Raw genomic sequence first — 24,329 nt, forward strand, 5'->3', positions numbered from 1 at the left:
CACGAGGTTAGGCGGCGATCGCAGTGCTCCACAAAGGAGTTTATCGGGGGTTTATTGCGCGCCAACGAACTCCCACGTCCCCTTGCGCACCTTCGCCTTGCGCGCGTCGCCACCGATGGTGGTGATGAACGCGCGCACGGTCGGCAGGTCGTCGACGCCCGCGAGGAGAATCGCCTTGCCCTGCAACGTGACGCTACCGCCGCCGAGCTTCTCGCGCGCGACGGCGTCGTCGAGCAGGCCCTGCCGGACCTGGGCCGCGGTGACGCCGTCGACCTCGACCTGCACGGCGTCGACCGCAGGCGAGTTCGCGGGCAGGAAGCGGAACGTGAGCACCGCCTCCTGCCGGAACTGCTTGGCGATCGTGGAAGCGGTGTGGCGCAGGCTTTCGGCGTTCAGGGTGACGTCGAACTTGCGGGAGCGTTCGAACGTCGTCTGCTGCAGGTCGCTCGAGTAGAAGACACCGTCGAGCAACGTCGACCGGGTGGTGTGGCCGCCGTTCGCCCGCACGATCCCGCGGACCTCGCGGTCGAACCTCACCAGTCTGTCCTGGAGGCGCGGGTCGGCGGGATCGGTGATGATCGCGGTGTTGTTCGTCGCGAAGATCTCCGGGGACGGCAGCGGCGCGCCCGCCGCCGTGCCGGTGGAGACCGCGAACGCCAGTACGGACGTGACTGCCACGAGAAGATTTCGCATGGCGCACAACGTATGGGGCCCGGCCGGTCGGCCGCACCCCGTTCCACCCAGCGGGCGCCCCGGGACGAAGCCGATTGACAGCCGCCCTTAACGTGAAAATACTTCAGCGCATGGAGCGCGTGTGCGTCATCGGGGCGGGGTCGTCCGGCATCGCCGCATGTCAGGTGCTCGGCGCCCGCGGCATCGAGTTCGACTGCTTCGAGACCGGGTCGGAGATCGGCGGCAACTGGCGCTATCTCAACGACAACGGGATGTCCTCGGCCTACCGGTCGCTGCACATCAACACCTCGCGGCAGATGATGGAGTTCAAGTCCTTCCCGATGCCGTCCCACCTGCCCGCGTACCCGTCGCACTTCCAGATCGCCGAGTACTTCGACGACTTCGTGAAGCACCACGGGTTCCGCGACCGCATCCGGTTCCGGACCGAGGTCACCTCCGTGTCCGTCGCGCCGGGCGGCTACTCCGTGACGACGCGCGATCGCGACACGGGCGAGGAGACGTCGGGCGTCTACCGGTCGGTGATCGTCGCGAACGGGCACCACTGGTCGCCGCGGCTGCCCGAGCCCGCGTTCCCCGGCTCGTTCGACGGCGAGCAGACGCACGTGCACTTCTACAAGACGCCTGAGCGGTTCGCCGACAAGAAGGTGCTGGTCCTCGGCATCGGCAACTCCGCCTGCGACATCGCCGTCGAGTCGTCCCGCGTCTCGGCGCGGACGTTCCTCGCGATGCGCCGAGGCGCGCACATCATGCCCAAGTACCTCTTCGGCATGCCGACGGACCACCTGACGACCTCGCCGCTCGCCCGCTTCGCGCCCGCGTGGCTGCAGGCGTTGTCGCTGCGGGTGATGCTGCGGCTGGCCCGCGGCAAGCTCACCGACTACGGCCTGCCCGAGCCCGGGCACGCCATCCTCGCCGCGCACCCGACGGTGTCCGACGACCTGCTGACGCGGCTCGGGCACGGCGACATCACCGTGAAACCGAACGTCGAACGGCTCGACGGGTCCGGCGTCGTGTTCGCGGACGGGTCCCGCGAGGACGTGGACGTGATCGTCTATTGCACCGGTTACAAGGTGGAATTCCCGTTTCTGGATGTAACGGAGTTCCCGGCGGTGTCGTCCGCGGACAACGAGGTGTCGCTGTACCGGCGGGTCGCGGACCCGGCGCATCCCGGGTTGTACTTCCTCGGCCTGATCCAGCCCCTCGGGGCGATCATGCCGCTCGCCGAGGCCCAGGCCGAGTGGGTCGCGGACCTGATCTCCGGTCGCGGCGCGCTGCCCCCGGTCCCGGAGATGAAGGCTGAGATCACCTCGTACCGGGAGAAGCTGCGGCGCAAGTACGTGAGGTCGAAGCGGCACACGCTCGAGGTCGACTTCCTCGGCTACCAGCGCGAGTTGCTTCAGGAACGGCGCGCGTGGGTACGGTCGGAGCGTGTCGTCTAGCGCTCAGGTGATCGTCCTCAACGGCGGGTCCAGCTCCGGCAAGTCCGGCATCGCCCGGTGCCTGCAGGCGGTGCTGCCGCAGGCGTGGCTGGCGATCGGCGTCGACACGCTGATCGACGTGGTGCCCGCGCGGTTGCGGCTCGGGTCGGAGGGGATCGGGTTCCCAGAAGAAGACCTCGGCGGCGACGTCAGCGTCGGGGCCGAGTTCCGGCTGCTAGAGGACGCGTGGATGGCCGGCGTCGCCGCGATGGTGCGCGCCGGGGCACGGGTGATCGTGGACGACGTGTTCCTCGGCGGGGCCGAGTCGCGGCAGCGGTGGGAGAAGGCGCTGGACGGGCTCGCCGTGCTGTGGGTGGGGGTGCGGTGCGACGCCGGAGTAGCTGCCGGCCGGGAGCTCGCCCGTGGTGACCGGGTCTCCGGGATGGCCGAGGCACAGGCCGACCTCGTGCACCGCGGGATGAGCTACGACGTCGAGGTCGACACCGCGAAGGCCGAGTCGGTCGAGTGCGCGAAAGTCATCGCCGCCCGAGTCGTCTGACGAAGAACGGGGCCGCCGACATCACGTCGGCGGCCCCGCTCGTTCACAAGATCAGTGCACGCCCAGCACTCCGTCGATCCGGCGCGGGATGCCGAGCGGGTTCGCGTCCTGCAGCTCCGCCGGCAGCAACGCGTCCGGCCACGACTGGTACGTCACCGGCGCGATCCAGCGGCGGATCGACGTGGCGCCCACCGACGTGTGCAGCGGGTTCGTCGTCGACGGCCACGGGCCACCGTGGTGCTGGCCCCACGCCACCGCGACACCGGTCGGCCACGCGTTGAAGATGATCCGGCCCGCCACGCGCCGCAGGACCTCGGCGACCTCACCGGCCTGGGCGTGGTCCGACTCGGCCGCGTGCACCGTGCCGGTCAGCGTGCCCGGCAGCTTCGCCAGCACCGAGTGCAGCTCGTCCGGCGAGGAGTACGTCACGACCAGCGCGGCCGGGCCGAAGTGCTCCTCGGTCAGCTTCTCGAGGTTCTCCTCGAACACCTTCACCGACGTGCTGAACAGCAGCGGCGCCACGGCCCACGCCTCGTCCGGGCGGGTGCCGGTCGACACCACGGAGACGAGGTCCGACGCGGCCAGCGCGTCCGTGCCCGACTTGTAGGAGTCGCACATCCGCTCGTTCAGCATCGCGCCGCCGGACGTCGCGGCGACCGCCTCGCCCAGCGCGGGCACGATCGACTCGGGCACGAACACCAGACCGGGGTTCGTGCAGAACTGCCCGACCCCCATCACCAGCGACTGCGCGAACCCGGCCGCGATGTCCGGCGTCGCCGCGCCGGGCAGGATCACCGTCGGGTTGACGCTGCCGAGCTCGCCGTAGAACGGGATCGGGTCCGGCCTGCCCTGCGCCAGGTCGAACAACGCCCGGCCGCCGCCGGTCGAGCCGGTGAAGCCGACCGCGCGCACCGCCGGGTGCTTCACCAGCGCGACACCGGACTCGGTGCCGTACACGATCCCGAACACGCCCTCGGGCGCACCGGCCTCGCGCAGCGCGTCGATCACCACTCGCGCGGTCTCGCGCGACGTCGACGGGTGGGCCGAATGCGCCTTCACCACAACGGAACAGCCGGACGCCAGCGCGGACGCCGTGTCGCCACCGGCCACCGAGAACGCGAACGGGAAGTTCGACGCGGAGAACACCGCGACCGTCCCCAGAGGACGGAGAACGCGGCGCAGCACCGGCCGCGGCGGGATGATGTCCGGGTTCGCCGTGTCCAAAGTGGCCTCGACGTAACTGCCCTCGCGCAGCACCTCGCCGAACAGCCGCAGCTGGTTCGTCGTGCGCTTGAGCTCGGTCGTCAGCCGCGGCACGCCCAAAGCGGTCTCGCTGTCCGCGGTCTCCACGAGCAACGCCGACTCGGCGTCGAGCGCGTCCGCGACCTTCTCCAGCACCACGGCACGATCCGCCGCCGGAACGACCGACCACGCCGAGAACGCGGTGGCCGCGGCGCTCGCGATGCGGTCCACCTCGCTGTCGGGGGTCTTCGCGACCGGTTCGCCGTACGGCTCACCGGTCCGCGGGTTGTATCCCTGCACGCCGTGGCTCAACGCCCTGCCTCCTTGACTGCCGTGTCGAAATCGGGGCCGCACCAGACCCCGCCCACGTACCTCGCCGCGGGCGACGAGGGGTCGGGCTCGCCGTGCTGCTCCAGCACGGCGGCCGCGTACTCCTCGGAGTCGTCCTGCGGCTCGTAACCGAGCGCGCGGGCCTCGTCGAGCGAGAACCAGCCGCGCTTGTTGTCCGACACGCCCCACACCACCCGGAAACCCGGTGAGGGAGCGGACAGACACGCCTCGAACAGGCGCGCGCCGTCGTCCGGCGACATCCACGTCGACAGCATCCGCACGTCCCGCGGCTTCTCGAAGCACGAGCCGATGCGGATCGCGATCACGTCCATGCCGTAGCGGTCGGCGTACAGCGATCCCAGCGCTTCCAACGCCACCTTGGACACACCGTAGTAAGTATCCGGGCGGGGGAAGGCGTAATCACCGGCCTCGCCGTCCGCGCGTTCGAGGTAGCCCACGGCGTGGTTCGAGCTGGCCAGGACCACGCGGCGAACGCCGGCGCGCCGGGCGGCCTCCAGCACCGTGTGGGTGCCGTCGATGTTGACGCGCAGAATCTTGTCCCACGACTCCTCGAGGCTGTGGCCACCGAGGTGGATCACCGCGTCGACGTCCTTCGACGCGGCTTCCATGGCGGCCATGTCGGTCACCGACGCCTCGACGAGTTCGACGTTCTCGCCGTCGGCGGCCGCGGGTAGCTCCGCGATGTCCAGCAGCCGCAGGACTCGGCCCTCGGCCGCGAGGCGGGTGCGCATGAGCGTGCCCACCCCGCCGCCGGCGCCGGTGATCAGGATGCGTGCGGTCACGGGTTGGAACCCTCCGTCTTGATCAGGTGTGTCGGCAAGGCTTTCAGCGACCGAACTGGCGGAGGAGCTCGGTGATAGTCCTGGCGGCGTCGAGCAGGGCGGAGACGACCTGACGCTCGTGCTCCGGGGTCAGCCTGCCCAGGGGGACCGAGCAGCTCATCGCGTCCAGCACGGGGTTGCGGTAGGGCAGCGCCACCGCGAAACAGCCCAGTCCGGGCGTGTTCTCCTCGCGTTCGTGGGCGTAGCCGACGTTGCGGAACCCGGCCAGCTGCTCGTGCAACGCCGCCCGGTCGACCAGCGTGTTCGGGGTCAGCGGCGCCAGTTCGCCGGGGAGGATCTGGTCGACCTCGTCCGGCGTGCGCGTCGAGAGCACGGCCTTGCCGAGCGACGTCGAGTGCGCGGGCAGCCGCCGGCCGACGCGTGAGACGACGCGCAGGTGGTGCTCCGACTCGCGGCTCGCCAGGTAGACGACGTCCGCGCCGTCCAGACGGGCGAGGTGGACGGTCTCGTTGATCTCCTGGCGGACCTGCTCCATCACGCGGATCGCCGCGCGCACCACCGGGTCGTGGTCCAGATAGGACGTACCGACGAGCAGCGCGCGCACGCCGATTCCGTACGTGCCCCGGTCGGAGTCGACCTCCACCCAGCCGCGCGCCACCAGCGTCTGCAACAGCATGTACAGGCTGGACTTGGGATAGCTGAGCTCGCGGTGCAACTCCGTGAGCGTCAGCCTGCGGTCTGACGCGGACAGCACCTCGAGCAGCTCCACCGTGCGGTCGGCGGACTTGACCGCGCCCGGACGAGCCGTGCCCTTGTCGATCGGCGACGCCACCTGGCCTCCTCGAAACAGGAAAGCAACTTGCCCTTGACACGTTGCTGTGCCGATTCTTACAGTCCTGCACCAGGTTCACAAGTACGACCCAGGTTCACATATCTGAACGCGAAGGGCTCCGACGATGCGCCGTAGAACTGCCACAACACTTGCCACGCTGGGCGTGGCCGCGCTGCTCGCGGGATGCGGCAGCGGTGGCAGCACGCCGGCGTCGTCGAAGGACCCGAACAAGCCCCTCGAGGTGTGGACCCGCTCGACGGAGGCAACGGCGAAGGTCTACGAGAAGATCTTCAAGTCGTTCACCGAGAAGACCGGTGTGCAGGTCGACTACAAGCCGATCTTCAACGACTTCGACAAGCAGGTGCAGCAGCGCGCCGCGTCGAAGGACCTCCCCGACGTCGTCATCACCGACACCGGCTCGCTCGGCAACTTCGTCAAGCAGGGCTGGACGACCGAGGTGAGCAAGGACGACGTCGCGGGCGGCGGCGACATCGTCGACCGCGCGTGGAACAACGGGAAGGGCGCGGACGGCAAGTTCTACGCCATCCCCTACTCCACCCAGGCGATGGTCACGCTGATCCGCAAGGACTGGCGCGAGAAGCTCGGCAAGCCGATCCCCACCACGTGGGAGGAGCTCGACGACCTCGCGAAGGCGTTCACCCGGAACGACCCGGACGGCAACGGGCAGAACGACACCTACGGCATGCTCGTGCCCGGCACGACCGACCGCGGCTACCTCGCGTGGTGGGCGGCCAGCTACATCTGGCAGGGCGGCGGCGACATCCTCGAGGACGAGGGCGACGGCAAGTTCCGCGTCGGCATCGACTCGCCGGAGTCGACCAAGGCCGTCGAACGGCTGCGCAAGCTCTTCTGCGACGACAAGGTCATGCAGCCCGGCTCGCTGACCCTGGGCACGAACGACGCGCACCCGCTGTTCGAGTCGGGCAAGAGCGGCATCTACCTCACCGGCCCGTACATGATCGGCCGTTTCGACAAGTCGCTCGGCAAGGACAAGTACGAGGTCGTCGCGTCCCCCAAGGGCCCGGCCGGCGCCACGGTTCTCGGTGAGGGCGAGAACATCTACCAGATGGCCGGCTCCGCGAAGACCGCCGACCAGAAGAAGCTCGCCGAGTACCTGATCTCGGCCGAGGCGCAGCAGGCCGGCATGAAGGGCGACCCGCAGCCGGTCGTGCGCCTGCCCGTCAACAAGACCGTCGACGTCAACGCGACGTACAAGGACCCGCGCTGGGCGACCGTCGCGGGCGTGTACTCCAGCGAGGCGCGGCCGTTCCCGAGCGTCCCGAACTTCGCGCCGTTCCGGCAGAAGACCTCGGAGACCCTGAACTCCATCTTCGCGAAGTGCCCCGCTGACACCTCGGCCGAGCTGAAGTCGCTCGCGGACGCGCTCAAGAAGGAGCTCGACAACCAGAAGGCGTCGAAGTGACGGCAGTGCAGTCACTCGGCGACACCCGAGACGTGGGCTCGACGGCTAGTGGCGGCGGTGCCGTCGAAACCCACCCCGTGAGGCGGCGCCGCCGGCGTCGCCTCACGGGAGCCACCTTCATCCCGTGGTTGTTCCTCTTCCCGGCCGCGCTGATCTTCCTGGTCTTCAAGTTCATCCCGATGGCCGAGGGCATCCGGCTGTCGCTGTTCGAGGTCCGGCCGTTCCTCGGGGACATCTTCGTCGGGTTCCAGAACTACTCGACGATCCTGCAGGACGAGAAGTTCCTGACCGCCAGCTGGCACACCCTCGTGCTGGCCGGCGGTCAGACGGTCGGCGCGATGGTGATCGGTTTCTTCCTCGCGTTGCTGCTGGAGGGCCACACCAAGTCGTTGTGGTTCGTGCGGTCCGCGGTGTTCCTGCCCGTCGTGGCGGCCACCGCGGTCATCGGCGAGATCTGGCGGCTGTTCTTCTACCCGGCGCCCGAGGGCTTCCTCAACGAGCTCATCTCGTGGGTCGGCCTCGGGCCCTGGGAGTACATCCACAGCACGGACACCTCGCTGGTGTCGGTCATGTTCGTGGGCATCTGGAAGCACGCCCCGTACGACATGGTGCTGATCCTCGCCGGGCTCGCCGGCATCGACCGCCAGCAGTACGAGGCCGCCGCGATCGACGGGGCCTCGACGCCGCAACGGATCTGGAACGTCACACTGCCCGCTTTGCGCCCGGTCATCACGATCCTGCTGACCCTGGCGGCGATCCGCGGCCTGCGCGTCTTCACCGAGGTCTACGTGCTCACCGGCGGTGGACCGGCCGGATCGACCGACGTCTGGATGACCCGCGTCTACACCACGGCGTTCGAACAGTCCGAAGCCGGACTCGCCTCCGCTGGTTCCGTGCTGTTGTTCCTGGTTACCTTGATTCTGACGGTCAGCGTGCAGTGGTACCGCCGCAGGAGGGAAGCGCGATGAGCACCGTGAACTCAAGCCGCTTCGACAGCGCCATCGGCTGGTCCGCCCGCCCGGACGCGTGGGTCAGCAAGGGCATCCGGGTTCTTTTCAGCGCCGTCGCTGTAATCCTTTTCTGCGGCCCGCTGCTGGTCATCTTCTCCGGCGCCTTCGACCACAACCCGGACCCGACCAAGCTGTCGGTGATCCCGGAGAACCCGTCGCTGATCAACTTCCAGGTCGCGGCGGAGAACAAGATCTGGCACTACCTGATGAACTCGTTGATCATCGCCGGTGGTGCGCTGCTGCTGCAGCTGTCGGTGAGCGTTTTCGCCGCATACGCGTTGGCGCGCAAGAAGTTCCGCGGTCAGGCCATCGCCCTGTTGGTCATTCTCGCCACGATGATGTTGCCGGAGGAGGTCATCGCGATCCCGCTGTCGCTGGTGATCGGAGACCTACCGCTGGTGCACGTGAGTCTCAAGGGCACCCTGCTCGGCGTCATCCTCCCGCTGGGGGCTTGGGGTTTCTCCATCTTCGTCATGACGGAGTTCATGAAGGAGATCCCCAACGAGCTGGAGGAGGCGGCCAAAGTGGACGGTGCCGGGGAGCTGCGCCTCTTCGCGCAGATCATCCTCCCGCTGTGCAAACCCGCGCTCGGCGTCATCGCCGTGTTCGGCTTCAACATGATTTGGGAGCAGTACCTGCTCCCCCTGATCGTCGCCGCTGACCCCTCCGATTACACGCTCACGGTCGCACTTCTCGCGCTCCGCTCCGACGACATGGTCGGGACGGGCATCGTGCTGGCCGGTGCGTTGCTGGCGCTGGTACCGAGCCTGGTCGTGTACCTGTCGCTGCAGAAGTCCTTCCTGCGTGGGATCACCACCGGAGCGATCAAGGGATGAGTCTGGTTATGCAACTCGATGGTGTGCTGTTCTTTCCGGTGACCCCGTTCGACAGCGAGGGGAACATCGCGTACGACGTGCTCGCCGAGCACGTCAAGCACGGTGTCTCCGCCGGGCCGGGCGCGGTGTTCGCCGCCTGCGGCACCGGCGAGTTCCACGCGCTGGGGCTGGAGGAGTTCGAACGGGCGGTCGCGGTCGCGGTCGAGGCGACCGCGGGCAAGGTGCCGGTGTTCGCCGGCGCGGGCGGCTCTGTCGTGATCACCAAGCAGTTCGTGAAGGCGGCGGAACGCGCCGGCGCCCAGGGCATCCTGCTGCTCCCGCCGTACCTGGTGAGCAACCCGGCCGCCGGTCTCGTGCGGTACGTGGCCGAGGTCGCCGCCTCGACCGAGCTGCCGATCATCGTGTACCAGCGCAACAACGCGCGGTTCACGCCGGAGACCGCGGTCGAGGTCGCGCGGATCCCGAACGTCGTCGGACTCAAGGACGGCCTCGGCGACCTCGACCAGATGCAGCGGGTCGTCCTGTCGGTCCGTGCCAACGTTGACAAGCCGTTCCAGTTCTTCAACGGCCTGCCGACCGCGGAGATGACGCAGCTCGCGTACCGGGCCATCGGCGTCGAGCTCTACTCGTCGGCGGTGTTCTGCTTCGCGCCGGAGATCTCGATCGGTTTCTACAACGCCGTGCAGGCGGGCGACACGAAGCTCGTGAACCGGTACCTGTACGAGTTCTACAAGCCGTTGGTGGAGCTGCGGGACAAGGTGCCCGGCTACGCGGTCGGCCTCGTGAAGGCGGCCGTGCGCGCCAACGGGTTCGAGGTCGGTGGCGTGCGCCCGCCGCTGGTCGACCCGTCGGACGAGCACCTGGCCGCGCTCGACGAGATCATCGCCGCCGGCAAGGCACTGCTGAGCTGAGAGGGCGTCCGGCATGAAGATCACCGAGATCGTTCTGACACCGATCGCGTTCCGGGACCCGCCGCTGCTGAACTCGGCGGGTGTGCACGAACCGTGGGCGCTGCGCACGATCGTCGAGGTGCACACCGACGAGGGCATCTCGGGGCTGGGGGAGACCTACGGCGACCTCGGGCACCTGGAGCGCTCGCGGTCCGTTGTGGACTCCCTGATCGGCCTCGACGTGTTCGCGTTGAACGAGATGCACACGCGCGTCGCCGCCGTCCTCGGTGGCGAGGCGGGGCCGGACAAGCACGGCCTCACCGGGAAGATCACGGCGGAGAGCACCGTCGACCGCGTGTACTCGCCGTTCGAGGTCGCGTGCCTCGACATCCAGGGCAAGGCGCTGGGACGCCCGGTGAGCGACCTGCTGGGCGGCGCCGTCCGTTCGGCCGTCCCGTACTCGGCGTACCTGTTCTACAAGTGGGACGGGCACCCCGGCGCGGAGCCGGACGAGTGGGGCGAGGCGATCGACCCCGCGGGCATCGTGGCGCAGGCCACGAAGATGATCTCGCGGTACGGGTTCGGGTCCATCAAGCTCAAGGGCGGTGTCTTCCCTCCCGAGCAGGAGATCGAGGCGATCCGCGCCCTGCGCGAGGCGTTCCCGGACCACCCGCTGCGGCTGGACCCGAACGCGGCCTGGTCGCCGGCCACGTCGTTGAAGGTCGCCGAGGAGCTCGACGGCGTGCTGGAGTACCTGGAGGACCCGGCGCCGGAGATCTCCGGCATGGCGGAGGTGGCCGCGAAGGCGCCGATGCCGTTGGCCACCAACATGTGCGTGGTCGCCTTCGAGCACCTGCGGCCGTCGGTCGAGCAGGACGCCGTGCAGGTCCTGCTGTCGGACCACCACTACTGGGGCGGCCTGCAGCGGTCGCGTCAGCTGGCGACGATCTGCCAGACGTTCGGCATCGGCCTGTCGATGCACTCGAACTCGCACCTCGGCATCTCGCTGGCCGCGATGACGCACCTGGCCGCCGCGACGCCGAACCTGAACTACGCGTGCGACACGCACTACCCGTGGAACGCGGCCGACGAGGTCGTGGAACCCGGAGTCCTGTCCTTCGTGGACGGTGCGGTGCCGGTGCCCACCGGTCCAGGGCTGGGTGTGTCGCTGGACCGCGACGCGCTGGCCCGGCTGGCGGAGAACTACGCGCGGTGCGGGATCACGGCTCGTGACGACACGGGCTACATGCAGAAGTTCGACCCGAGCTACGAGAGGAAGCGTCCCCGGTGGTGAAGTCGGTTGTCCACGCCTATCCGTGGGACCTGATCGGAGACCCTGAAGCCGTTGCGCGGTACCGGGGTCTCGGAGTCGACGCGATCGCGCTCGCCGCGTCGTACCACACCGTGCGGGCCGCGACGCCGTTGCACCCGGAGCATCGACTCGTCGATGCCCGGCACGCGGCGTTCTACCTGCCGGTGCGCGAGTCGAACTACGGCCGGTTGGTGCCCGCCGAACCGTCCTGGGTGGACGGTTCTGACTCGTTCGGTGCCGCGGCGGCCCTGGTTCGCGCCGCCGGCCTGCCCGTGTACGCGTGGACCGTGCTGACGCACAACTCGCGGCTGGGCGACCTGCACCCGGACGTGACCGTGGTGAACGCGTTCGGAGATCGCTACCCGTACGCGTTGTGCACCGCGCAGCCCGACGTCGTCGAGTACACGTCGGTGCTGGTGTCGGAGGTGCTGGAGCTCGGCGCGCCGGACGGGATCGTCCTGGAGGCCGCGGGGCCGCTGGGGTTCTTCCACGGCGGGCACCACGAGAAGACCGACGGCACGGACTGGGACGCGGTGCAGCAGAAGCTGTTGTCGCTGTGCTTCTGCTCCGCCTGCACCGCCCTGTACGCCGACCCGGACGCCCTGCGTGACGCGGTCCGGGCCGGGGTCGACCGCGGCGCACCCAGCGTCGAGGAAGCGCTGGGTGCGCTCGCGGAGGACGTTCAGGCCGTGCGCACCGGCGTGGTGCGGTCGTTGCGGCAGAGGCTGGTCTCCGAGATCCGCGCGGCCGCGCCCTCGATTCGGGTCGGAATGCACGTGACGGCGGACCCGTGGGGCACCGGACCGTTCGCGACCGTGGCCGGGGGTGTCGGAGCCGACGTCGACGTGCTGACGACGATGTGCTGGCCCGGCCCGGACGTCGCTGTGCCCGGCATCGAGGCCCTGCGCGCCGTCGCTCCGGACACGCGGATCGCCGCGTACGTCCTGGGGTTGCCGCCGAAACCGGCCGACGGGGCGGCGTTGTCCAAGGAGTGGCTCACGTACCTGGACGCCGGTGTGGAGGAGTTCCACCTCTACCACGGTGGTCTCGCGTCGGCCGCACGCCTGGAAGCTCTGCGAGAGGCTGTAACGGCCGTTAGCCGGTAACTGTGAAGGCCTCACCGCGGAAAATCACTGCAACCCGCCGTGAGCGAGGTTCCGTCCTCTTCACATGAGGCACATAGGAACCGTAGTTGGCACTGGCGTTCTGCTGCTCGTCATCTCGGCCTGTGGCAGTGCGCAGAACGCGGGCACTGGAGCAGGTGGCGGTGGCGAGACGATGCCGACCGCCACCTCACCTTCTGAGCTGCCCCCGAACAACGCACCCGGAGAAGTGCCGCCGGACGGCACACCCGTGACGAAGCTCGACGCCAACGCGCTGCTGCCGGACCAGCCGCGCACCGTGTGGACCGTGGGCGACGGGAAGACCGTCGCAGTCCTCGCCCAGGAGGGCGGCTGCGGCAAGGCGAGCGCGTCCGTGCTGGAGCAGACCGCGACCGCGGTGAAGATCGAGCTGCTCGAGACGACGCCGCTGACCAAGCAGATGTGCACCATGGACATCCGCTTCCCCCCGCTGACGGTGCAGCTGTCCGAGCCCCTCGGTGAGCGCACGGTCGTGCTGACGTCACGTCAGGAACAGAAGTAGACCTTCCTCCCCCCACGGTGCCCGGCCGGCATCTGCCCCGCCGGCCGGGCACCTCCCGCTCCTACGTTCGCCGGGAACTCGACCGGACAGGTCGCAAGACATTTCACAGGGACCTCGTGTCCCGGTTTGCGAGGATGGTGCGCATGAGAAACGCCGTCGCTGCCGTTGCTCTCGCCGTCGTGCTCGCCGGTTGCTCGTCCGGCACGCAGTCGAGCGCGCCCGGCTCCAGTTCGTCGAGCGGCGCGCCCACGGGCACCACCGCACCGGGCTCGAGCGGCACCCCCGGCTCGTCGGGGGCGAACCCCACGGCCCCGGTCCAGCCCCCGGTCTCGATCTCGGAGGAGAAGCCGGTCGTCCCGCCGAACGTCACGCCCGTGGCGAAGGACAAGGTCGACACGACATCGTTGTCAGACACCTACCGCGACGAGGCCTACGTCTTCGGCGACGGCCGCGACGTCGAGGTCTTCGGCGTGGGCGGCGGCTGCAAGGAGGCGCGCGCCGAGATCACCGGCCAGTCCGCCGACGTCGTCCAGATCACGCTGGTCACGATCACCAAGCAGCCTCCCGGCACCATGTGCACGCAGGAGGTCCGCCAGGTGCCGCTGACCGTCCGCCTGGACGCGCCGCTGGGCACCCGTCGTCTCGTGCTGGAGTCGCGGGAAGAGACCGGCTGACCCGTCGCGCCTGTGTCGAGGACGCCCGCCGGCACGGGGTGCTCGGCGCGGCCCGGCCAAGACGACAGCGGGGACGTCCCCGGACCTGGGACGTCCCCGCTCTCGTGACCTACTTGCGGAAGCTGATCTGCAGGGTCGGGGCCGACGTCTCCGCGAAGAAGTCGTTGCCCTTGTCGTCGACCACGACGAACGCGGGGAAGTCCTCGACCTCGATCTTCCAGACCGCCTCCATGCCCAGTTCGGGGTACTCGAGCACCTCGACCTTGCGGATGCAGTCCTGCGCCAGCCGCGCCGCCGGGCCGCCGATCGAGCCCAGGTAGAAGCCGCCGTGCGACGAGCAGGCGTTGGTGACCTGCTTCGAGCGGTTGCCCTTGGCGAGCATCACCAGCGAGCCGCCCGCGGCCTGGAACTGCTCGACGTAGGAGTCCATGCGGCCCGCGGTGGTCGGTCCGAACGAACCGGAGGCGTAGCCCTCGGGCGTCTTGGCCGGACCGGCGTAGTAGACCGGGTGGTCCTTGAGGTACTGCGGCATCTCCTCGCCGGCGTCGAGGCGTTCCTTGATCTTGGCGTGCGCGATGTCGCGGGCCACGACCAGCGGACCGGTCAGGGACACGCGGGTCTTCACCGGGAGCCGGGTGAGGATTTCGCGGATCTCCGACATGGGGCGGGTCAGGTCGATGTTCACGACCTCGTCGGACAGGTCCTCGCCCTCGATCTCGGGCAGGAACTGCGCCGGGTCGCGTTCCATCTGCTCCAGGAACACGCCCTCGGCCGTGATGCGGGCCTTGGCCTGGCGGTCGGCCGAGCACGAGACCGCGATGCCGACCGGCAGGGACGCGCCGTGGCGGGGGAGGCGGATGACGCGCACGTCGTGGCAGAAGTACTTGCCGCCGAACTGGGCGCCGATGCCGAAGTCGCGGGTGAGCTCGAGGACCTGCTGCTCGAGGTCCGTGTCGCGGAACGCGTGGCCCGACGGCGAGCCCTCGGTCGGCAGTGTGTCGAGGTAGCGGGCCGAGGCGAGCTTCGCGACCTTGAGGTTCTGCTCGGCGGACAGACCGCCGACGACGACGGCGAGGTGGTACGGCGGGCACGCGGCCGTGCCGAGCGAGCGGAGCTTCTCGTCCAGGAACGTCGCGAGGCGCTTCGGGTTCAGCACCGCCTTCGTCTCCTGGTAGAGGAAAGTCTTGTTCGCGCTGCCGCCGCCCTTGGCCATGAACAGGAACTCGTAGACGGGCTCCTGGCCGGGCTTGTGGAACACCTCGATCTGCGCGGGCAGGTTCGTGCCGGTGTTCTTCTCGTCCCAGAACGTCAGGGGGGCCATCTGCGAGTAGCGCAGGTTGAGCTCCTGGTAGGCCTCGTAGACGCCACGGGCCAGAGCCTTCTCGTCGTCACCGCCGGTCAGCACGGTCTCCGAGCGCTTGCCCATGATGATCGCCGTGCCGGTGTCCTGGCACATCGGCAGCACGCCACCGGACGCGATGGCGGCGTTGCGCAGCAGGTCCATGGCGACGAAGCGGTCGTTGCCGGAGGCCTCGGGGTCGTCGACGATCTTGCGCAGCTGCGCGAGGTGCGACGGGCGCAGCAGGTGCTGGATGTCCCGGATCGCCTCCTTCGCGAGCAGCGTGAGCGTCTCGGGCGCGATCTCGAGGAACTTGCGGTCACCGGCCTCGATGAGCTTGACCCCGTCGGAGGTGACGAGGCGGTACTCGGTCTCGGTGTCCTTCGCGAGGGGGAGGACGTCGGTGTACTCGAATGTGGTGGGCACGGGGTACACAACTCCAACGGTGTGCAGTTCGGATCAGAAAACCGTACCGCCATCAAAGGGACGTACTGGTCCCCGTCCACCGTGTTCTTCACTACGGCGTTCCCCGCCACGGCCTTCGAACGACCCCGGAAACGCGGAAGGCCGAGGCGGCCCCCGGCCGTCCCGACCTTCCTTCGCGTGCGAGACCCGACTCACGACGGGCGACGCGTGGCTCTGGTAACGCCCGACCGTGCCGTGAGTTGAGTCACAAGTCAATACTGCCGTACGAGTGACGCCCGAACCGTGACTACGAGGCGTAGGCGCGCAGCTTCGCGGCGCGTTCGCCCTGGCGGAGCTTGGACATGACCTCGCGCTCGATCTGGCGCACCCGCTCGCGCGACAGGCCGAACCGCTTGCCGATCTGGTCGAGCGTGCGCGGCTGGCCGTCCTCGAGGCCGTAGCGCAGCCGGATCACGGCCTGCTCGCGCGGCTCCAGCGTCGCGAGCACGCGGCGCAGGTCGTCCTGCAGCAGCCCGGAGATGACGGCGCTCTCGGCGTCGGTCGCGTCCGAGTCCTCGATGAAGTCACCGAGGGGAGCGTCCTCCTCCGTGCCGACCGGCATGTCGAGCGATACCGGGTCACGAGCGTGGTCGAGCAGGTCGGCGACCTTGTCGACGTTGAGGCCGGCCTCCTTCGCGAGCTCCTCGTTCGTCGCCTCGCGGCCGAGCGTCTGGTGCAGGTCGCGCTTGATCCGCGCGAGCTTGTTCACCTGCTCGACGAGGTGGACGGGGAGGCGGATGGTGCGGCCCTGGTCGGCCATGCCGCGGGTGATCGCCTGGCGGATCCACCACGTCGCGTAGGTCGAGAACTTGAAGCCCTTGGTGTAGTCGAACTTCTCGACCGCGCGGATCAGGCCCAGGTTGCCCTCCTGGATCAGGTCCAGCAGCGGCATTCCACGGCCCGTGTAGCGCTTGGCCAGCGACACGACGAGCCGCAGGTTGGCCTTGAGCAGGTGGTCCTTGGCGCGGCGGCCGTCGCGGACGAGCGCCCCCATCTCGTCGCGGCGGGTGGGGGTGAGGCGCTTGGCCGTCTCGAGGACGTGCTGCGCGAACACACCTGCCTCGATGCGCTTGGCGAGCTCCACCTCCTCCTCAGCCGTGAGGAGCGCGGTCTTGCCGATTCCGTTCAGGTAGACTCGAACGAGGTCGGCTGCTGGTCCCTGCGCGTCGAGTTCGTGCTCGACGACGGTGGGCGTGTTCTCTCCGACTTCACGGTCGGAGATCCTCGTGACGGTCATGGATCTCCCTCCCCCTGGTGCGGGCGACGCTGCTGTCGGTCAGGCCTGTGGCTCCTGATCGAACAGTCGCGCGTGGCGGTCAAGGCGGCGCGGCGCTGCGCCCTGGTTGCCGGTTGCGGCGGGCCCGCTCGGGATCCCATCGCTAGCTGGCTGATACCTGGGTAACGAAGACGATTCCGAATTCGTTCCCGACTTCCATGACCTGAAGACGTCACCACTGTCACAGCGGTTGCGCGACTAATCTGAGGATTGGCTGAGAACCGTTTAGCCAGGCCCGACTCAGAGCTCGACGATCACCGTGAAGGGGCCGTCGTTCACGCTCCGCACCTTCATCTCGGCTCTGAATCGTCCCGTTTCGACGCGCGCGCCCTTTTGGCGCAGTTCCTGCACGACGGCGTTCACCAAGGGTTCCGCGTGCTCGGGCCGGGCGGCCGCCGTCCAGGACGGACGGCGGCCCTTGCGCGTGTCCCCGTAAAGGGTGAACTGGCTGACGACCAGCAGCGGAGCACCGGTCGACTCGCACGACTGCTCGTCGTCGAGGATGCGCAGCCCGTGCAGCTTCAGCGCCATTTTGCGAGCGTGCTCGGCCGTGTCGTCGTGGTGGACGCCGAGCAGCACCAGCAATCCGGGCTCGGAGATCGCGCCGACGATCTCCCCTTCGACTTCGACACTCGCTTCTGTGACGCGCGCCACAACCGCTTTCACGCGGGAATCAACATTCCGTGCCGGATGAGATCACGAACGATCGGCAAGGCCGCTTCCGAGTCGATTTCTCCGTAAGCGAACTCGAGCAGTGAGAGCAGGTCTTCCAGCGGCAACGCGCCGTTGCAGCCCGCGACGAGCTTCGCGGTCGCCTCGTCGACCTCGTGCGACCAACCGGGCCCGTCCGTGCGGTGCAGACGCGCGACGACCTTGCGCCAGCCCTCGTCGCCCGGCTCGGACACCTCCTCGAGCAGCACGGTGTCCGCGACCCGGAACCGCTGCCCGAGCAGGTCGGGGTTCGCGCGCAGCCACGCGACGTTGTCGAGCCAGCGCGCCGCCTCCGGGCCCAGCGGGTCGTCGTAGGCGTGGCGCAGGTCCTCGCAGATGACCTGGGAGTGCATCTCGTCGGTGCGCCGCAACGTGACGTAGCCGAAGCCGACGCCCTGGACGTCGTTCTCCTCGAACCAGTCCAGCCACGCCGCGGCCTTCTGCCGTCCCTCGGGGCTGCGCGCGTCGACGCCCGCGTCCTTGAGCCACGTGCCGACGTACAGGGCGGGTTCGGCGATGTCGCGCTGCACGAACCACGCGTCGATGCCGCCGCGCGGGAGCCAGCCGGAGACGCGCTCCTCCCAGTCCTCGCCCTTGCGGTGCACCCAGGACGCGAGCAGCTGGCCCACGCCACCCTCGTTGAGGAACGCGGGCAGCTGCCGGATGACCAGCGCCGACGCGTCGTCGCCGCCGAGGCCGGAGTCGCGGTAGGTGTAGTCCACGCGCGGCGGGCCGACGACGAACGGCGGGTTGCACACGATCTGGTCGAACCGCCGGTTGCGGACGGGGCCGAACCACTCGCCCTGCAGCGTCTCGACGTCGAGCTCGTTCATCCGGAACGTGCCCTGGGCGAGCCTCAGCGCGCGCTCGGACAGGTCGGTCGCGGTGATGCGCTCGGCGTGCTTGCTCGCGTGCAACGCCTGGACACCGCAACCGGTGCCGAGGTCGAGCAGCGTGCCGACCGGCGTGCGCTTGGTCGCGCGGGCGAGGCTGATCGACGCGTGGCCGACGCCGAGCACGTGGTCCTCGGGGACGGCTCCGCCGCGCACGTCGGAGTCGAGGTCGGCGATGACCCACCAGTTGTCCTCGTACGGCCTGACGTCGAGTCCGGCCTTGAGGATTCCCGCGGCGTCGTCGGCGGCGAGGACCTCGTTCTTGACGGCGTCGTCGATGTCGACACCGTCAAGTGCCCTGCGGACGTCCTTGTCCGGCTCGTGGTCGCCGAGCAGGAACATGCGGATCAGCGTGCCGAGCGACCCGGCGTCCTTGCTCGCGCGGCGGGCGGGCTCCGGCTCGCCCCGGCCGAGAGCGGCGTGGGCCTGCGGGCCGAGCGCGTCGACGACGCCGTCAGCGGTGTAGCCGGCGTTCAGGAAGGCCTCGCGCAGACGGGCGCACAGGTCTGGAGAAAGATCGGGGTGCACGGGAGGAGATGCTGTCACGCCCCGCGGTTCACCGCGTGATCCGGAGGGCGATGGACATCGCGAGCCGCTGGTCGGGGTCGTCGAGGGGGAGCGGCGTCACCTCGGACATCTTCTGCATCCGGTACCGCAACGTGTTCGGGTGCACGTTGAGCTCCTTCGCCGCCGTCCGCACGTCCCCCTGCGCCGCGAGCCACGCCCTCAACGTCGTCGCGTACTGCGTCCCGTACTCGGCGTCGTACCGCAATATATTGGATATCGGCCCGCGTGTGGGCACACGTCCGGCTTCGGCGACGGCGGCGAGCCTCTGCAACAGCACCTGCGCCCACGCGTCGTCGTATACAACCGGTACACCGGTGGAGAGCGCGAGGCACTCATCGGCCTCCTGCCGCGACGTCGGCAGCTGCGTCGCCTCGGCAGGACCTCCGATGCCGGCCAGCACCGTCGCCTCGGCGGGCAGCTCGCGCACCAGCGACCGCACCCACCCGACGGCGTCGTCGGCGGCGGGGATGACGGTGTAGAGGACGTTGCCGAACAACGCGCTGCGCCCAGGCCGCGACCAGCCGAAGCCGGCCGTCGCCCGCTGGAACGCGAGCACCGCCGCACCGTGCTCGCCCTCGCCCGCGTGGGCCTGCACCGCGATCACCCGCAGATCGGCCGACGGCAACCCGAGCCGCGCGACGTCGGCGGACTCCGGGTGTTCGAGCAGCCTGATCACCAGATCCGCCTCGGCCTGCCGTTCGAGATCCGTCGACGCCCGCGACCGCAACAGGTGCAACGCCGCCGTGCGCGCACCATCGACCAACGCGGCACTCCTCGCCGGATCGACCGGCCCCGCCACCTCGACCCACACCGACCCGAGCAGCTCACGCCCGGCACGCACGGCGGCGACGAGCCGGTTGCCCAGCTGCGGGGTCAGCTTCGGCACGAAGATCGGCTCGTCCGACGACGCGAGGTGCGTGAACACCCCGAACTCGTCCAACGCCCGACGCGCCTGTTCCGGAACCCGCCGCCCGAGGATGGTCTGCACGCGGACGGGGTCGACGTCCTCCTGCCGGTAGGAGTACGCGAGCACGCGGGACTGCTGGTCCTCGATCGTCACCGGCCCGCCCACCACGCCCGCGATCACGTCGGCCAGCCCGAACAGGTCACCCGTGCGCGTACCGCCGTTGACCAGCGTCTGCGTCACGTTCGCGAGCTGACTCCACGGCACCGACGGATCCACGAGCAACACGGCCGCACCGGACTTCTTCGCCGCGGCGATCACCCGTTCGTCGAGCGGCGGCCTGCCGTGCAGCACGACGGCCGAGGCCGCGGTGGTGGCCACGAGCCGAGCCGCCGCGGCGACCGTGGGCGTGCCCAGACCGAGAAGTACGTCACCTGGTGCGGCAGAAGTGTTTTCCGCCGGGTCGTGCAGGGCAACTCCACGGAGTTCGGCGTCCCGGCCCCCGGGCGCGCAGGCCAGATGCGTGCCCAGACTGCCGAGCACGTCCACGAGGCGATCAAGGGCGACCACTCGCGGATGTTAACCGCCGACCAGCCGTCCCGGCCGTCACTCGGACGTGGGACCATGGAACGTGGAGGTGGTGTCGTGAGCAGTCCCGACCGGAACGACACCCCGGTGTTGATCACCGAGGCGGCCCCGTCCTACGAACAACAGCACGCCGCCCGGCGCAAGAAGTACGCGATCATGATGAGCCTGCGCTTCCCGTGCCTCATCCTCGCGGCGCTGTTCGCTCACACCTGGTGGCTCGCCCTGTTCTTCATCGTGCTGTCCGTCCCGCTCCCGTGGATGGCCGTGCTGATCGCGAACGACAGGCCGCCGCGCAAGACCGAGAAGGCCAACCGCTACGAGGTCGAGCGCCGCGCCATCGCGCAGAAGAGCACCACGATCATCGACGGCTGACCCGCCGTTCCATCCGCACGCCCCCACCGGCGTGCAACGCCGCCCTGGCCCTTGCAACGACTCTTTGGACTTCGTCCGCAAAAGAACTATTGCAAGGGGCCCAGGGTGCTCCGGCGGCCTTTGCAATGAGTCATTTGACGTCGTCCGCAAACGTTTTTTGCATGCGGGTGAGACGGCGAGAGCGCGTGACCTGCGGTGATGGCCGAAGCGCTCACGAGGATCGGGCAGGAGCAGCAGCACCGATATATCAGTGGCAGGCTGACGCATCGGTGGGCCGAGACCTAGCGCGGAGGCTGGGCGCCGACGACGCCGACCGCGCGTGAGCCCGCGCGGACACCACCGAGCAGTGCGTCCCGCTTGGACCCACCGGCCAGCCACGCCGCGAGGAAACCCGCGTCGAACGCGTCGCCCGCGCCCGTGGAGTCGACGCACTCGGTGACTTCAGCGGGGACCGAGATCACCTCGTCCTGGTCTACCCAGCTCGCGCCATCGGGCCCTGACGTCACCACGACGGCGCCGACGTGCGACAGCAGCGACTTCGCCGAGGCCGGTTCGGGCGAACCGGTGAGGGCGAGGAGCTCGTCGGCGTTGGGCAGCAGGAAGTCGACACCGCGCACGTCGGCCAGGAACGCCTCGGCCGAGTGGATCAGCACGGCCGCCTGAGGGTCGACGGACGTCGTCCAGCCCGCCGCGTGGGCGGCCTCCAGCACGGCCAGGCCCGCGGGACGCGAGGTGGCGTCGAGCAGCACGTAGCCGGACAGGTGCAGGTGACCGTTCGTGCCCGCGAGCAGGCCGGGGGCGAGGTCGGCGGGGGAGAAGCGGGCGTTGGCGCCGCGGTCGGGCAGCATCGAGCGCTGGCCGTTCTCGTCCACGAGCACCACGACGCAGCAGGTCGCGAGGTCCGGGTCGACCGCGAACGCGCACTGCACGCCCGCGGAGGTCAGTTCGGCGTGGACCTGACGTCCAGCGGAGTCCGCTCCGACACGTGCCACCAACACCGGCGACGCACCGCACGCGGCGAGCCACACGGCCGTGTTCGCTCCCGCGCCGCCCGGTTCGATGGTGACCTTGGCGCGCACGTCGCCGCCGTGGGCGATGGGGCCTGAGTGGTGAGCCACCACGTCGAGGCCCGCGTCACCGACGACGACCACAGGCCTCATCGGGCCAGCTCGACCGCGGTCGCGGCGGCCACGGAGGCGTTGCTGACGACGAGCTCCTCGTTGGCGTCGAGGCTGACGCCCCCGCTCGCGGTGTGGAAGTGCTCCAGCAGGACGGGGCTGACGTCCTTGCCGCGCACGTCCTGGTCGACGAGCTTCTGCAGGCCCTCGGCCAGCAGGCGGTCGTGCAGGCCGGCGTCCATCTCGAACGCGGCGGGGATCGGGTTCGCCAGCAGCATGCCGCGACCACCGGCCGCGAACACGGCGGCGGCCTCGGCGGCGTTCTCGACGCGCCACGGCACGTCGAACTCCGACTCGCGGCGGTAGAAGGCGGGGAAGCGGGACGTCCGGTAGCCGACGACCGGCACCGAGCGGGTCTCGAGGACTTCCAGGGTCGCACCCATGTCGAGGATCGACTTCACACCCGAGCAGACGATCAGCACCGGCGTCGTCGCCACCACGTCGAGGTCGGCGGACACGTCCCACGTCTCGCGGGCGCCGCGGTGCACGCCGCCGAGGCCTCCGGTGGCGAAGACGCGGATGCCCGCCTGGTGGGCGAGGGCGGTGGTCGAGGCCACGGTCGTCGCGCCGCTGCGGCCCAGGGCGTAGGCGGCGCCGAGGTCGCGCAGCGAGAGCTTCACGAGGTCGCCGGAGTTGCAGACGCGGTCGAGCTGGGACGAGGAGAGGCCGATGTGCGGCACCCCGTCGAGCACGGCGATCGTCGCGGGGACGGCACCGGCCTCGCGCACCACCTTCTCCAGGCGTGCGGCGACGGCCAGGTTGCGCGGCGCGGGCAGGCCGTGGGACAGGATGGTGCTCTCGAGAGCGACGACCGGCCGGTTCTCGGCCAGGGCGGCGGCAACTTCATCAGCGATGTGCAGCGTGGTCACGAGGGGACATCATCCCAGGTACCCTGGGCGCGTGAGCACCCAGACTCTCCCCGAGGTCGACGTACGGCCGGATGAGACCGACCAGTCTTCGGACGACACCCCGAAGATGTTCCACTACGTGCGCAAGGCGAAGATCGCCGAGAGCGCCGTGATGGGCACGCACGTGGTCGCGCTGTGCGGCGAGGTCTTCCCGGTCACGCGGTCGCCGAAGCCCGGTTCTCCGGTGTGCCCGGACTGCAAGAAGATCTACGAAGGCTTGCCGCCCGGCGGCGACGAATAACGCCAGGACTTCAGAACGACAGCGCCCGGTACCTCGGCTGGCAGCCCGAGGTACCGGGCGCTGCTGCTCTGAAGGGCGGTCAGCCCCGCTGCTTCTCTTCCTCGGTGTGCTGCCGCTGCTCCTGGATCCGCAACGGCGTGGTGAGCTGCGTGTCCGCGGGAGAGGGCGCCGAGTAGTCCTCGTCGTCGGACTCGAGCTGGGACGTCTTCCGGGGCTGCGCCTCCTCCTCGCGGATGCGGGACGCGGCGCGCTCCATCTCGAGCCTGCGCCACCGGCGGCGCTGCCGGCGGGTCATGCGGGCCGGCCACAGGTCCTGCACGGCGCTGTTGAAGTACGCACCGATCGTGATCGCCAGGCCGATGAAGAACACGAACAGCAGGAACGCGATCGGGGTCGCCAGCGCGCCGTAGGTGTAGCCGGTGGTGGTGATCCACTGGATGTACAGGCGCAGGCCGATGGACGACAGGATGAAGAACGCCATCGCGAGGAAGGCGCCCGGCAGAACGCGGTGGTACGGCAGCCTTCGCGGCAGCGCGACCTTGTAGAGCAGCGACAGCGACAGCACGAGCAGCAGGCCGACGCCGGGGTAGTAGAAGCGGCCGACCCACGTCTCGATGTAGGGCTGCCACGTCGTGGGGAAGAACTGCGGCAGGACGTCCGGGCCCAGCGCCAGGACCGGCAGGCCGACCACCAGTGCCACCAGCGACACCAAGTAGAGCAGCAGCGCGAAGAAGCGCTGCCACACCTCGTTGCGCACGCCGTACTGGCCGTGGGCGACCGTGATGGCGTCGACGAACGACGACATGGCCGACGAGCCCGCCCACAGCGAGATCAGGAAGCCGATGGAGACGATCTCGCCCTTGCCGGTCGACAGGATCTCCGCGACCGTCGGCGCGATCACGCCGTTGACGACGTCCGCGCTGAAGATCGTCCGGGTGAACCCGATGATCTTCTCCTGGACCGACAGGACGATCTCGGGACCGAACCACGTGCCGATCCAGCCCATCGAGCCGAGCACTCCGAGCAGCAGCGGGGGGAACGACAGCGTCTGCCAGAACGCGGCCTCCGCGGCTTCTGAGAAGATGTTGCCCTGCCACGCCTTCGACAGCGTGCGCGCGAGTAGGCGCAGCGGCCCCTTGCGGCCGGACCTGCGTGGTGCGTCGTTGTCGGAAGGCGAACCCATCGCAGTGACAAGCATGG

General features: G+C 69.4%; 24 protein-coding genes. 12 read left to right on the forward strand and 12 right to left on the reverse strand.

The annotated features are described in order from the left end of the window. Positions 1 to 51 precede the first annotated feature (51 nt). Positions 52 to 693 carry a hypothetical protein gene (locus IE307_RS32950; protein ID WP_191303303.1) on the reverse strand — a complete coding sequence of 214 codons (642 nt, stop codon included), beginning with the start codon at positions 691 to 693 and terminating at the stop codon, positions 52 to 54. Positions 694 to 803: 110 nt separating this feature from the next. Here IE307_RS32950 and IE307_RS32955 point away from each other — a divergent pair, with 110 nt between their 5' ends. Further along, positions 804 to 2,132 carry an NAD(P)-binding domain-containing protein gene (locus IE307_RS32955; protein ID WP_191303304.1) on the forward strand — a complete coding sequence of 443 codons (1,329 nt, stop codon included), beginning with the start codon at positions 804 to 806 and terminating at the stop codon, positions 2,130 to 2,132. Beyond that, positions 2,122 to 2,670, forward strand: coding sequence for a chloramphenicol phosphotransferase CPT (gene cpt / locus IE307_RS32960; protein ID WP_229905295.1), 549 nt, complete (start codon positions 2,122 to 2,124; stop codon positions 2,668 to 2,670). Before IE307_RS32955 ends, cpt begins: the two co-directional genes overlap by 11 nt. 51 nt (positions 2,671 to 2,721) lie before the next feature. On the opposite strand, the gene IE307_RS32965 is transcribed toward cpt, so the two are convergent. The 3 genes from IE307_RS32965 to IE307_RS32975 are packed head-to-tail and all read right to left on the reverse strand — an operon-like array spanning position 2,722 to position 5,877. Beyond that, entirely contained in the window at positions 2,722 to 4,224 is a 1,503-nt protein-coding gene (locus IE307_RS32965) for an aldehyde dehydrogenase (NADP(+)) (RefSeq protein ID WP_191303305.1), read from the reverse strand. Continuing rightward, entirely contained in the window at positions 4,221 to 5,045 is an 825-nt protein-coding gene (locus IE307_RS32970; protein ID WP_191303306.1) for an NAD-dependent epimerase/dehydratase family protein, read from the reverse strand. Before IE307_RS32970 ends, IE307_RS32965 begins: the two co-directional genes overlap by 4 nt. Before the next feature lie 43 nt (positions 5,046 to 5,088). Beyond that, positions 5,089 to 5,877: an IclR family transcriptional regulator gene (locus IE307_RS32975; protein ID WP_229905296.1), complete on the reverse strand. Its 789-nt coding sequence runs from the start codon at positions 5,875 to 5,877 to the stop codon at positions 5,089 to 5,091. A 124-nt stretch (positions 5,878 to 6,001) separates the two neighbouring features. On the opposite strand from IE307_RS32975, the gene IE307_RS32980 reads away from it, so the two are divergent. The 8 genes from IE307_RS32980 (at position 6,002) to IE307_RS33015 (ending at position 13,687) form a co-directional block, all read left to right on the forward strand. Then, positions 6,002 to 7,321 carry an ABC transporter substrate-binding protein gene (locus IE307_RS32980; RefSeq protein WP_191303307.1) on the forward strand — a complete coding sequence of 440 codons (1,320 nt, stop codon included), beginning with the start codon at positions 6,002 to 6,004 and terminating at the stop codon, positions 7,319 to 7,321. Continuing rightward, positions 7,318 to 8,289, forward strand: a complete 972-nt coding sequence (locus tag IE307_RS32985; protein WP_229905297.1) for a carbohydrate ABC transporter permease — start codon at positions 7,318 to 7,320, stop codon at positions 8,287 to 8,289. The genes IE307_RS32980 and IE307_RS32985 overlap by 4 nt, the downstream gene beginning before the upstream one ends. Next, on the forward strand, positions 8,286 to 9,167 hold the full coding sequence (locus tag IE307_RS32990; protein ID WP_191303308.1) for a carbohydrate ABC transporter permease: 882 nt from the start codon (positions 8,286 to 8,288) through the stop codon (positions 9,165 to 9,167). The genes IE307_RS32985 and IE307_RS32990 overlap by 4 nt, the downstream gene beginning before the upstream one ends. Positions 9,168 to 9,175: 8 nt before the next feature. Further along, positions 9,176 to 10,078: a 5-dehydro-4-deoxyglucarate dehydratase gene (locus IE307_RS32995; RefSeq protein WP_191303309.1), complete on the forward strand. Its 903-nt coding sequence runs from the start codon at positions 9,176 to 9,178 to the stop codon at positions 10,076 to 10,078. 13 nt (positions 10,079 to 10,091) lie between these two features. Continuing rightward, on the forward strand, positions 10,092 to 11,351 hold the full coding sequence (locus IE307_RS33000) for a glucarate dehydratase family protein (RefSeq protein WP_191303310.1): 1,260 nt from the start codon (positions 10,092 to 10,094) through the stop codon (positions 11,349 to 11,351). Next, positions 11,348 to 12,475, forward strand: coding sequence for a hypothetical protein (locus IE307_RS33005; RefSeq protein WP_229905298.1), 1,128 nt, complete (start codon positions 11,348 to 11,350; stop codon positions 12,473 to 12,475). The genes IE307_RS33000 and IE307_RS33005 overlap by 4 nt, the downstream gene beginning before the upstream one ends. Positions 12,476 to 12,647: 172 nt before the next feature. Next, positions 12,648 to 13,013, forward strand: a complete 366-nt coding sequence (locus tag IE307_RS33010) for a hypothetical protein (RefSeq protein ID WP_229905299.1) — start codon at positions 12,648 to 12,650, stop codon at positions 13,011 to 13,013. 143 nt (positions 13,014 to 13,156) lie between these two features. Beyond that, the gene (locus tag IE307_RS33015) at positions 13,157 to 13,687 is read left to right on the forward strand and encodes a hypothetical protein (RefSeq protein ID WP_191303313.1); all 531 of its coding nucleotides are present in this window, start codon (positions 13,157 to 13,159) and stop codon (positions 13,685 to 13,687) included. Between the two features lie 109 nt (positions 13,688 to 13,796). On the opposite strand, the gene IE307_RS33020 is transcribed toward IE307_RS33015, so the two are convergent. The 5 genes from IE307_RS33020 to IE307_RS33040 form a co-directional block, all read right to left on the reverse strand. Next, entirely contained in the window at positions 13,797 to 15,461 is a 1,665-nt protein-coding gene (locus IE307_RS33020; RefSeq protein WP_373306060.1) for a fumarate hydratase, read from the reverse strand. Positions 15,462 to 15,738: 277 nt separating this feature from the next. Next, entirely contained in the window at positions 15,739 to 16,728 is a 990-nt protein-coding gene (locus IE307_RS33025; protein ID WP_191303315.1) for a sigma-70 family RNA polymerase sigma factor, read from the reverse strand. Positions 16,729 to 17,007: 279 nt separating this feature from the next. Beyond that, on the reverse strand, positions 17,008 to 17,433 hold the full coding sequence (gene dtd / locus IE307_RS33030) for a D-aminoacyl-tRNA deacylase (protein WP_191303316.1): 426 nt from the start codon (positions 17,431 to 17,433) through the stop codon (positions 17,008 to 17,010). Further along, the gene (locus IE307_RS33035; RefSeq protein WP_191303317.1) at positions 17,430 to 18,899 is read right to left on the reverse strand and encodes a DUF7782 domain-containing protein; all 1,470 of its coding nucleotides are present in this window, start codon (positions 18,897 to 18,899) and stop codon (positions 17,430 to 17,432) included. Before IE307_RS33035 ends, dtd begins: the two co-directional genes overlap by 4 nt. A 28-nt stretch (positions 18,900 to 18,927) precedes the next feature. Continuing rightward, a complete protein-coding gene (locus IE307_RS33040) occupies positions 18,928 to 20,412 on the reverse strand; it encodes a PucR family transcriptional regulator (RefSeq protein WP_191303318.1) in 1,485 nt (494 codons plus the stop codon). 54 nt (positions 20,413 to 20,466) lie between these two features. Between IE307_RS33040 and IE307_RS33045 the strand changes: the two genes are divergently transcribed. Further along, positions 20,467 to 20,802, forward strand: a complete 336-nt coding sequence (locus IE307_RS33045) for a DUF3099 domain-containing protein (RefSeq protein ID WP_191303319.1) — start codon at positions 20,467 to 20,469, stop codon at positions 20,800 to 20,802. A 281-nt stretch (positions 20,803 to 21,083) separates the two neighbouring features. On the opposite strand, the gene IE307_RS33050 is transcribed toward IE307_RS33045, so the two are convergent. Further along, positions 21,084 to 21,962 (reverse strand): carbohydrate kinase family protein, encoded by an 879-nt coding sequence (locus tag IE307_RS33050; RefSeq protein WP_191303320.1) that lies wholly within the window; start codon positions 21,960 to 21,962, stop codon positions 21,084 to 21,086. Beyond that, entirely contained in the window at positions 21,959 to 22,849 is an 891-nt protein-coding gene (locus tag IE307_RS33055; RefSeq protein WP_191303321.1) for a pseudouridine-5'-phosphate glycosidase, read from the reverse strand. Before IE307_RS33055 ends, IE307_RS33050 begins: the two co-directional genes overlap by 4 nt. Before the next feature lie 31 nt (positions 22,850 to 22,880). Here IE307_RS33055 and IE307_RS33060 point away from each other — a divergent pair, with 31 nt between their 5' ends. Continuing rightward, positions 22,881 to 23,129 carry a DUF3039 domain-containing protein gene (locus tag IE307_RS33060; protein WP_189159462.1) on the forward strand — a complete coding sequence of 83 codons (249 nt, stop codon included), beginning with the start codon at positions 22,881 to 22,883 and terminating at the stop codon, positions 23,127 to 23,129. Between the two features lie 79 nt (positions 23,130 to 23,208). Here the strand turns inward: IE307_RS33060 and IE307_RS33065 are convergent, their stop codons facing one another. Continuing rightward, on the reverse strand, positions 23,209 to 24,312 hold the full coding sequence (locus tag IE307_RS33065) for a YihY/virulence factor BrkB family protein (RefSeq protein ID WP_229905300.1): 1,104 nt from the start codon (positions 24,310 to 24,312) through the stop codon (positions 23,209 to 23,211). Positions 24,313 to 24,329: the final 17 nt, after the last annotated feature.

The sequence above is a fragment of the Lentzea cavernae genome, from assembly GCF_014653695.1.
Taxonomy (GTDB): Bacteria; Actinomycetota; Actinomycetes; order Mycobacteriales; family Pseudonocardiaceae; genus Lentzea; species Lentzea cavernae.

Bases quoted from the DNA above. Each gene is read 5' to 3' on its own strand.
- IE307_RS32950 (WP_191303303.1), bottom strand. From the start codon at position 693: ATGCGAAATCTTCTCGTGGCAGTCACGTCCGTACTGGCGTTCGCGGTC.
- IE307_RS32955 (WP_191303304.1), top strand. From the start codon at position 804: ATGGAGCGCGTGTGCGTCATCGGGGCGGGGTCGTCCGGCATCGCCGCA.
- IE307_RS32980 (WP_191303307.1), top strand. From the start codon at position 6,002: ATGCGCCGTAGAACTGCCACAACACTTGCCACGCTGGGCGTGGCCGCG.
- IE307_RS32990 (WP_191303308.1), top strand. From the start codon at position 8,286: ATGAGCACCGTGAACTCAAGCCGCTTCGACAGCGCCATCGGCTGGTCC.
- IE307_RS32995 (WP_191303309.1), top strand. From the start codon at position 9,176: ATGCAACTCGATGGTGTGCTGTTCTTTCCGGTGACCCCGTTCGACAGC.
- IE307_RS33000 (WP_191303310.1), top strand. From the start codon at position 10,092: ATGAAGATCACCGAGATCGTTCTGACACCGATCGCGTTCCGGGACCCG.
- IE307_RS33010 (WP_229905299.1), top strand. From the start codon at position 12,648: ATGCCGACCGCCACCTCACCTTCTGAGCTGCCCCCGAACAACGCACCC.
- IE307_RS33015 (WP_191303313.1), top strand. From the start codon at position 13,157: ATGAGAAACGCCGTCGCTGCCGTTGCTCTCGCCGTCGTGCTCGCCGGT.
- IE307_RS33025 (WP_191303315.1), bottom strand. From the start codon at position 16,728: ATGACCGTCACGAGGATCTCCGACCGTGAAGTCGGAGAGAACACGCCC.
- IE307_RS33045 (WP_191303319.1), top strand. From the start codon at position 20,467: ATGGAACGTGGAGGTGGTGTCGTGAGCAGTCCCGACCGGAACGACACC.
- IE307_RS33050 (WP_191303320.1), bottom strand. From the start codon at position 21,962: ATGAGGCCTGTGGTCGTCGTCGGTGACGCGGGCCTCGACGTGGTGGCT.
- IE307_RS33065 (WP_229905300.1), bottom strand. From the start codon at position 24,312: ATGGGTTCGCCTTCCGACAACGACGCACCACGCAGGTCCGGCCGCAAG.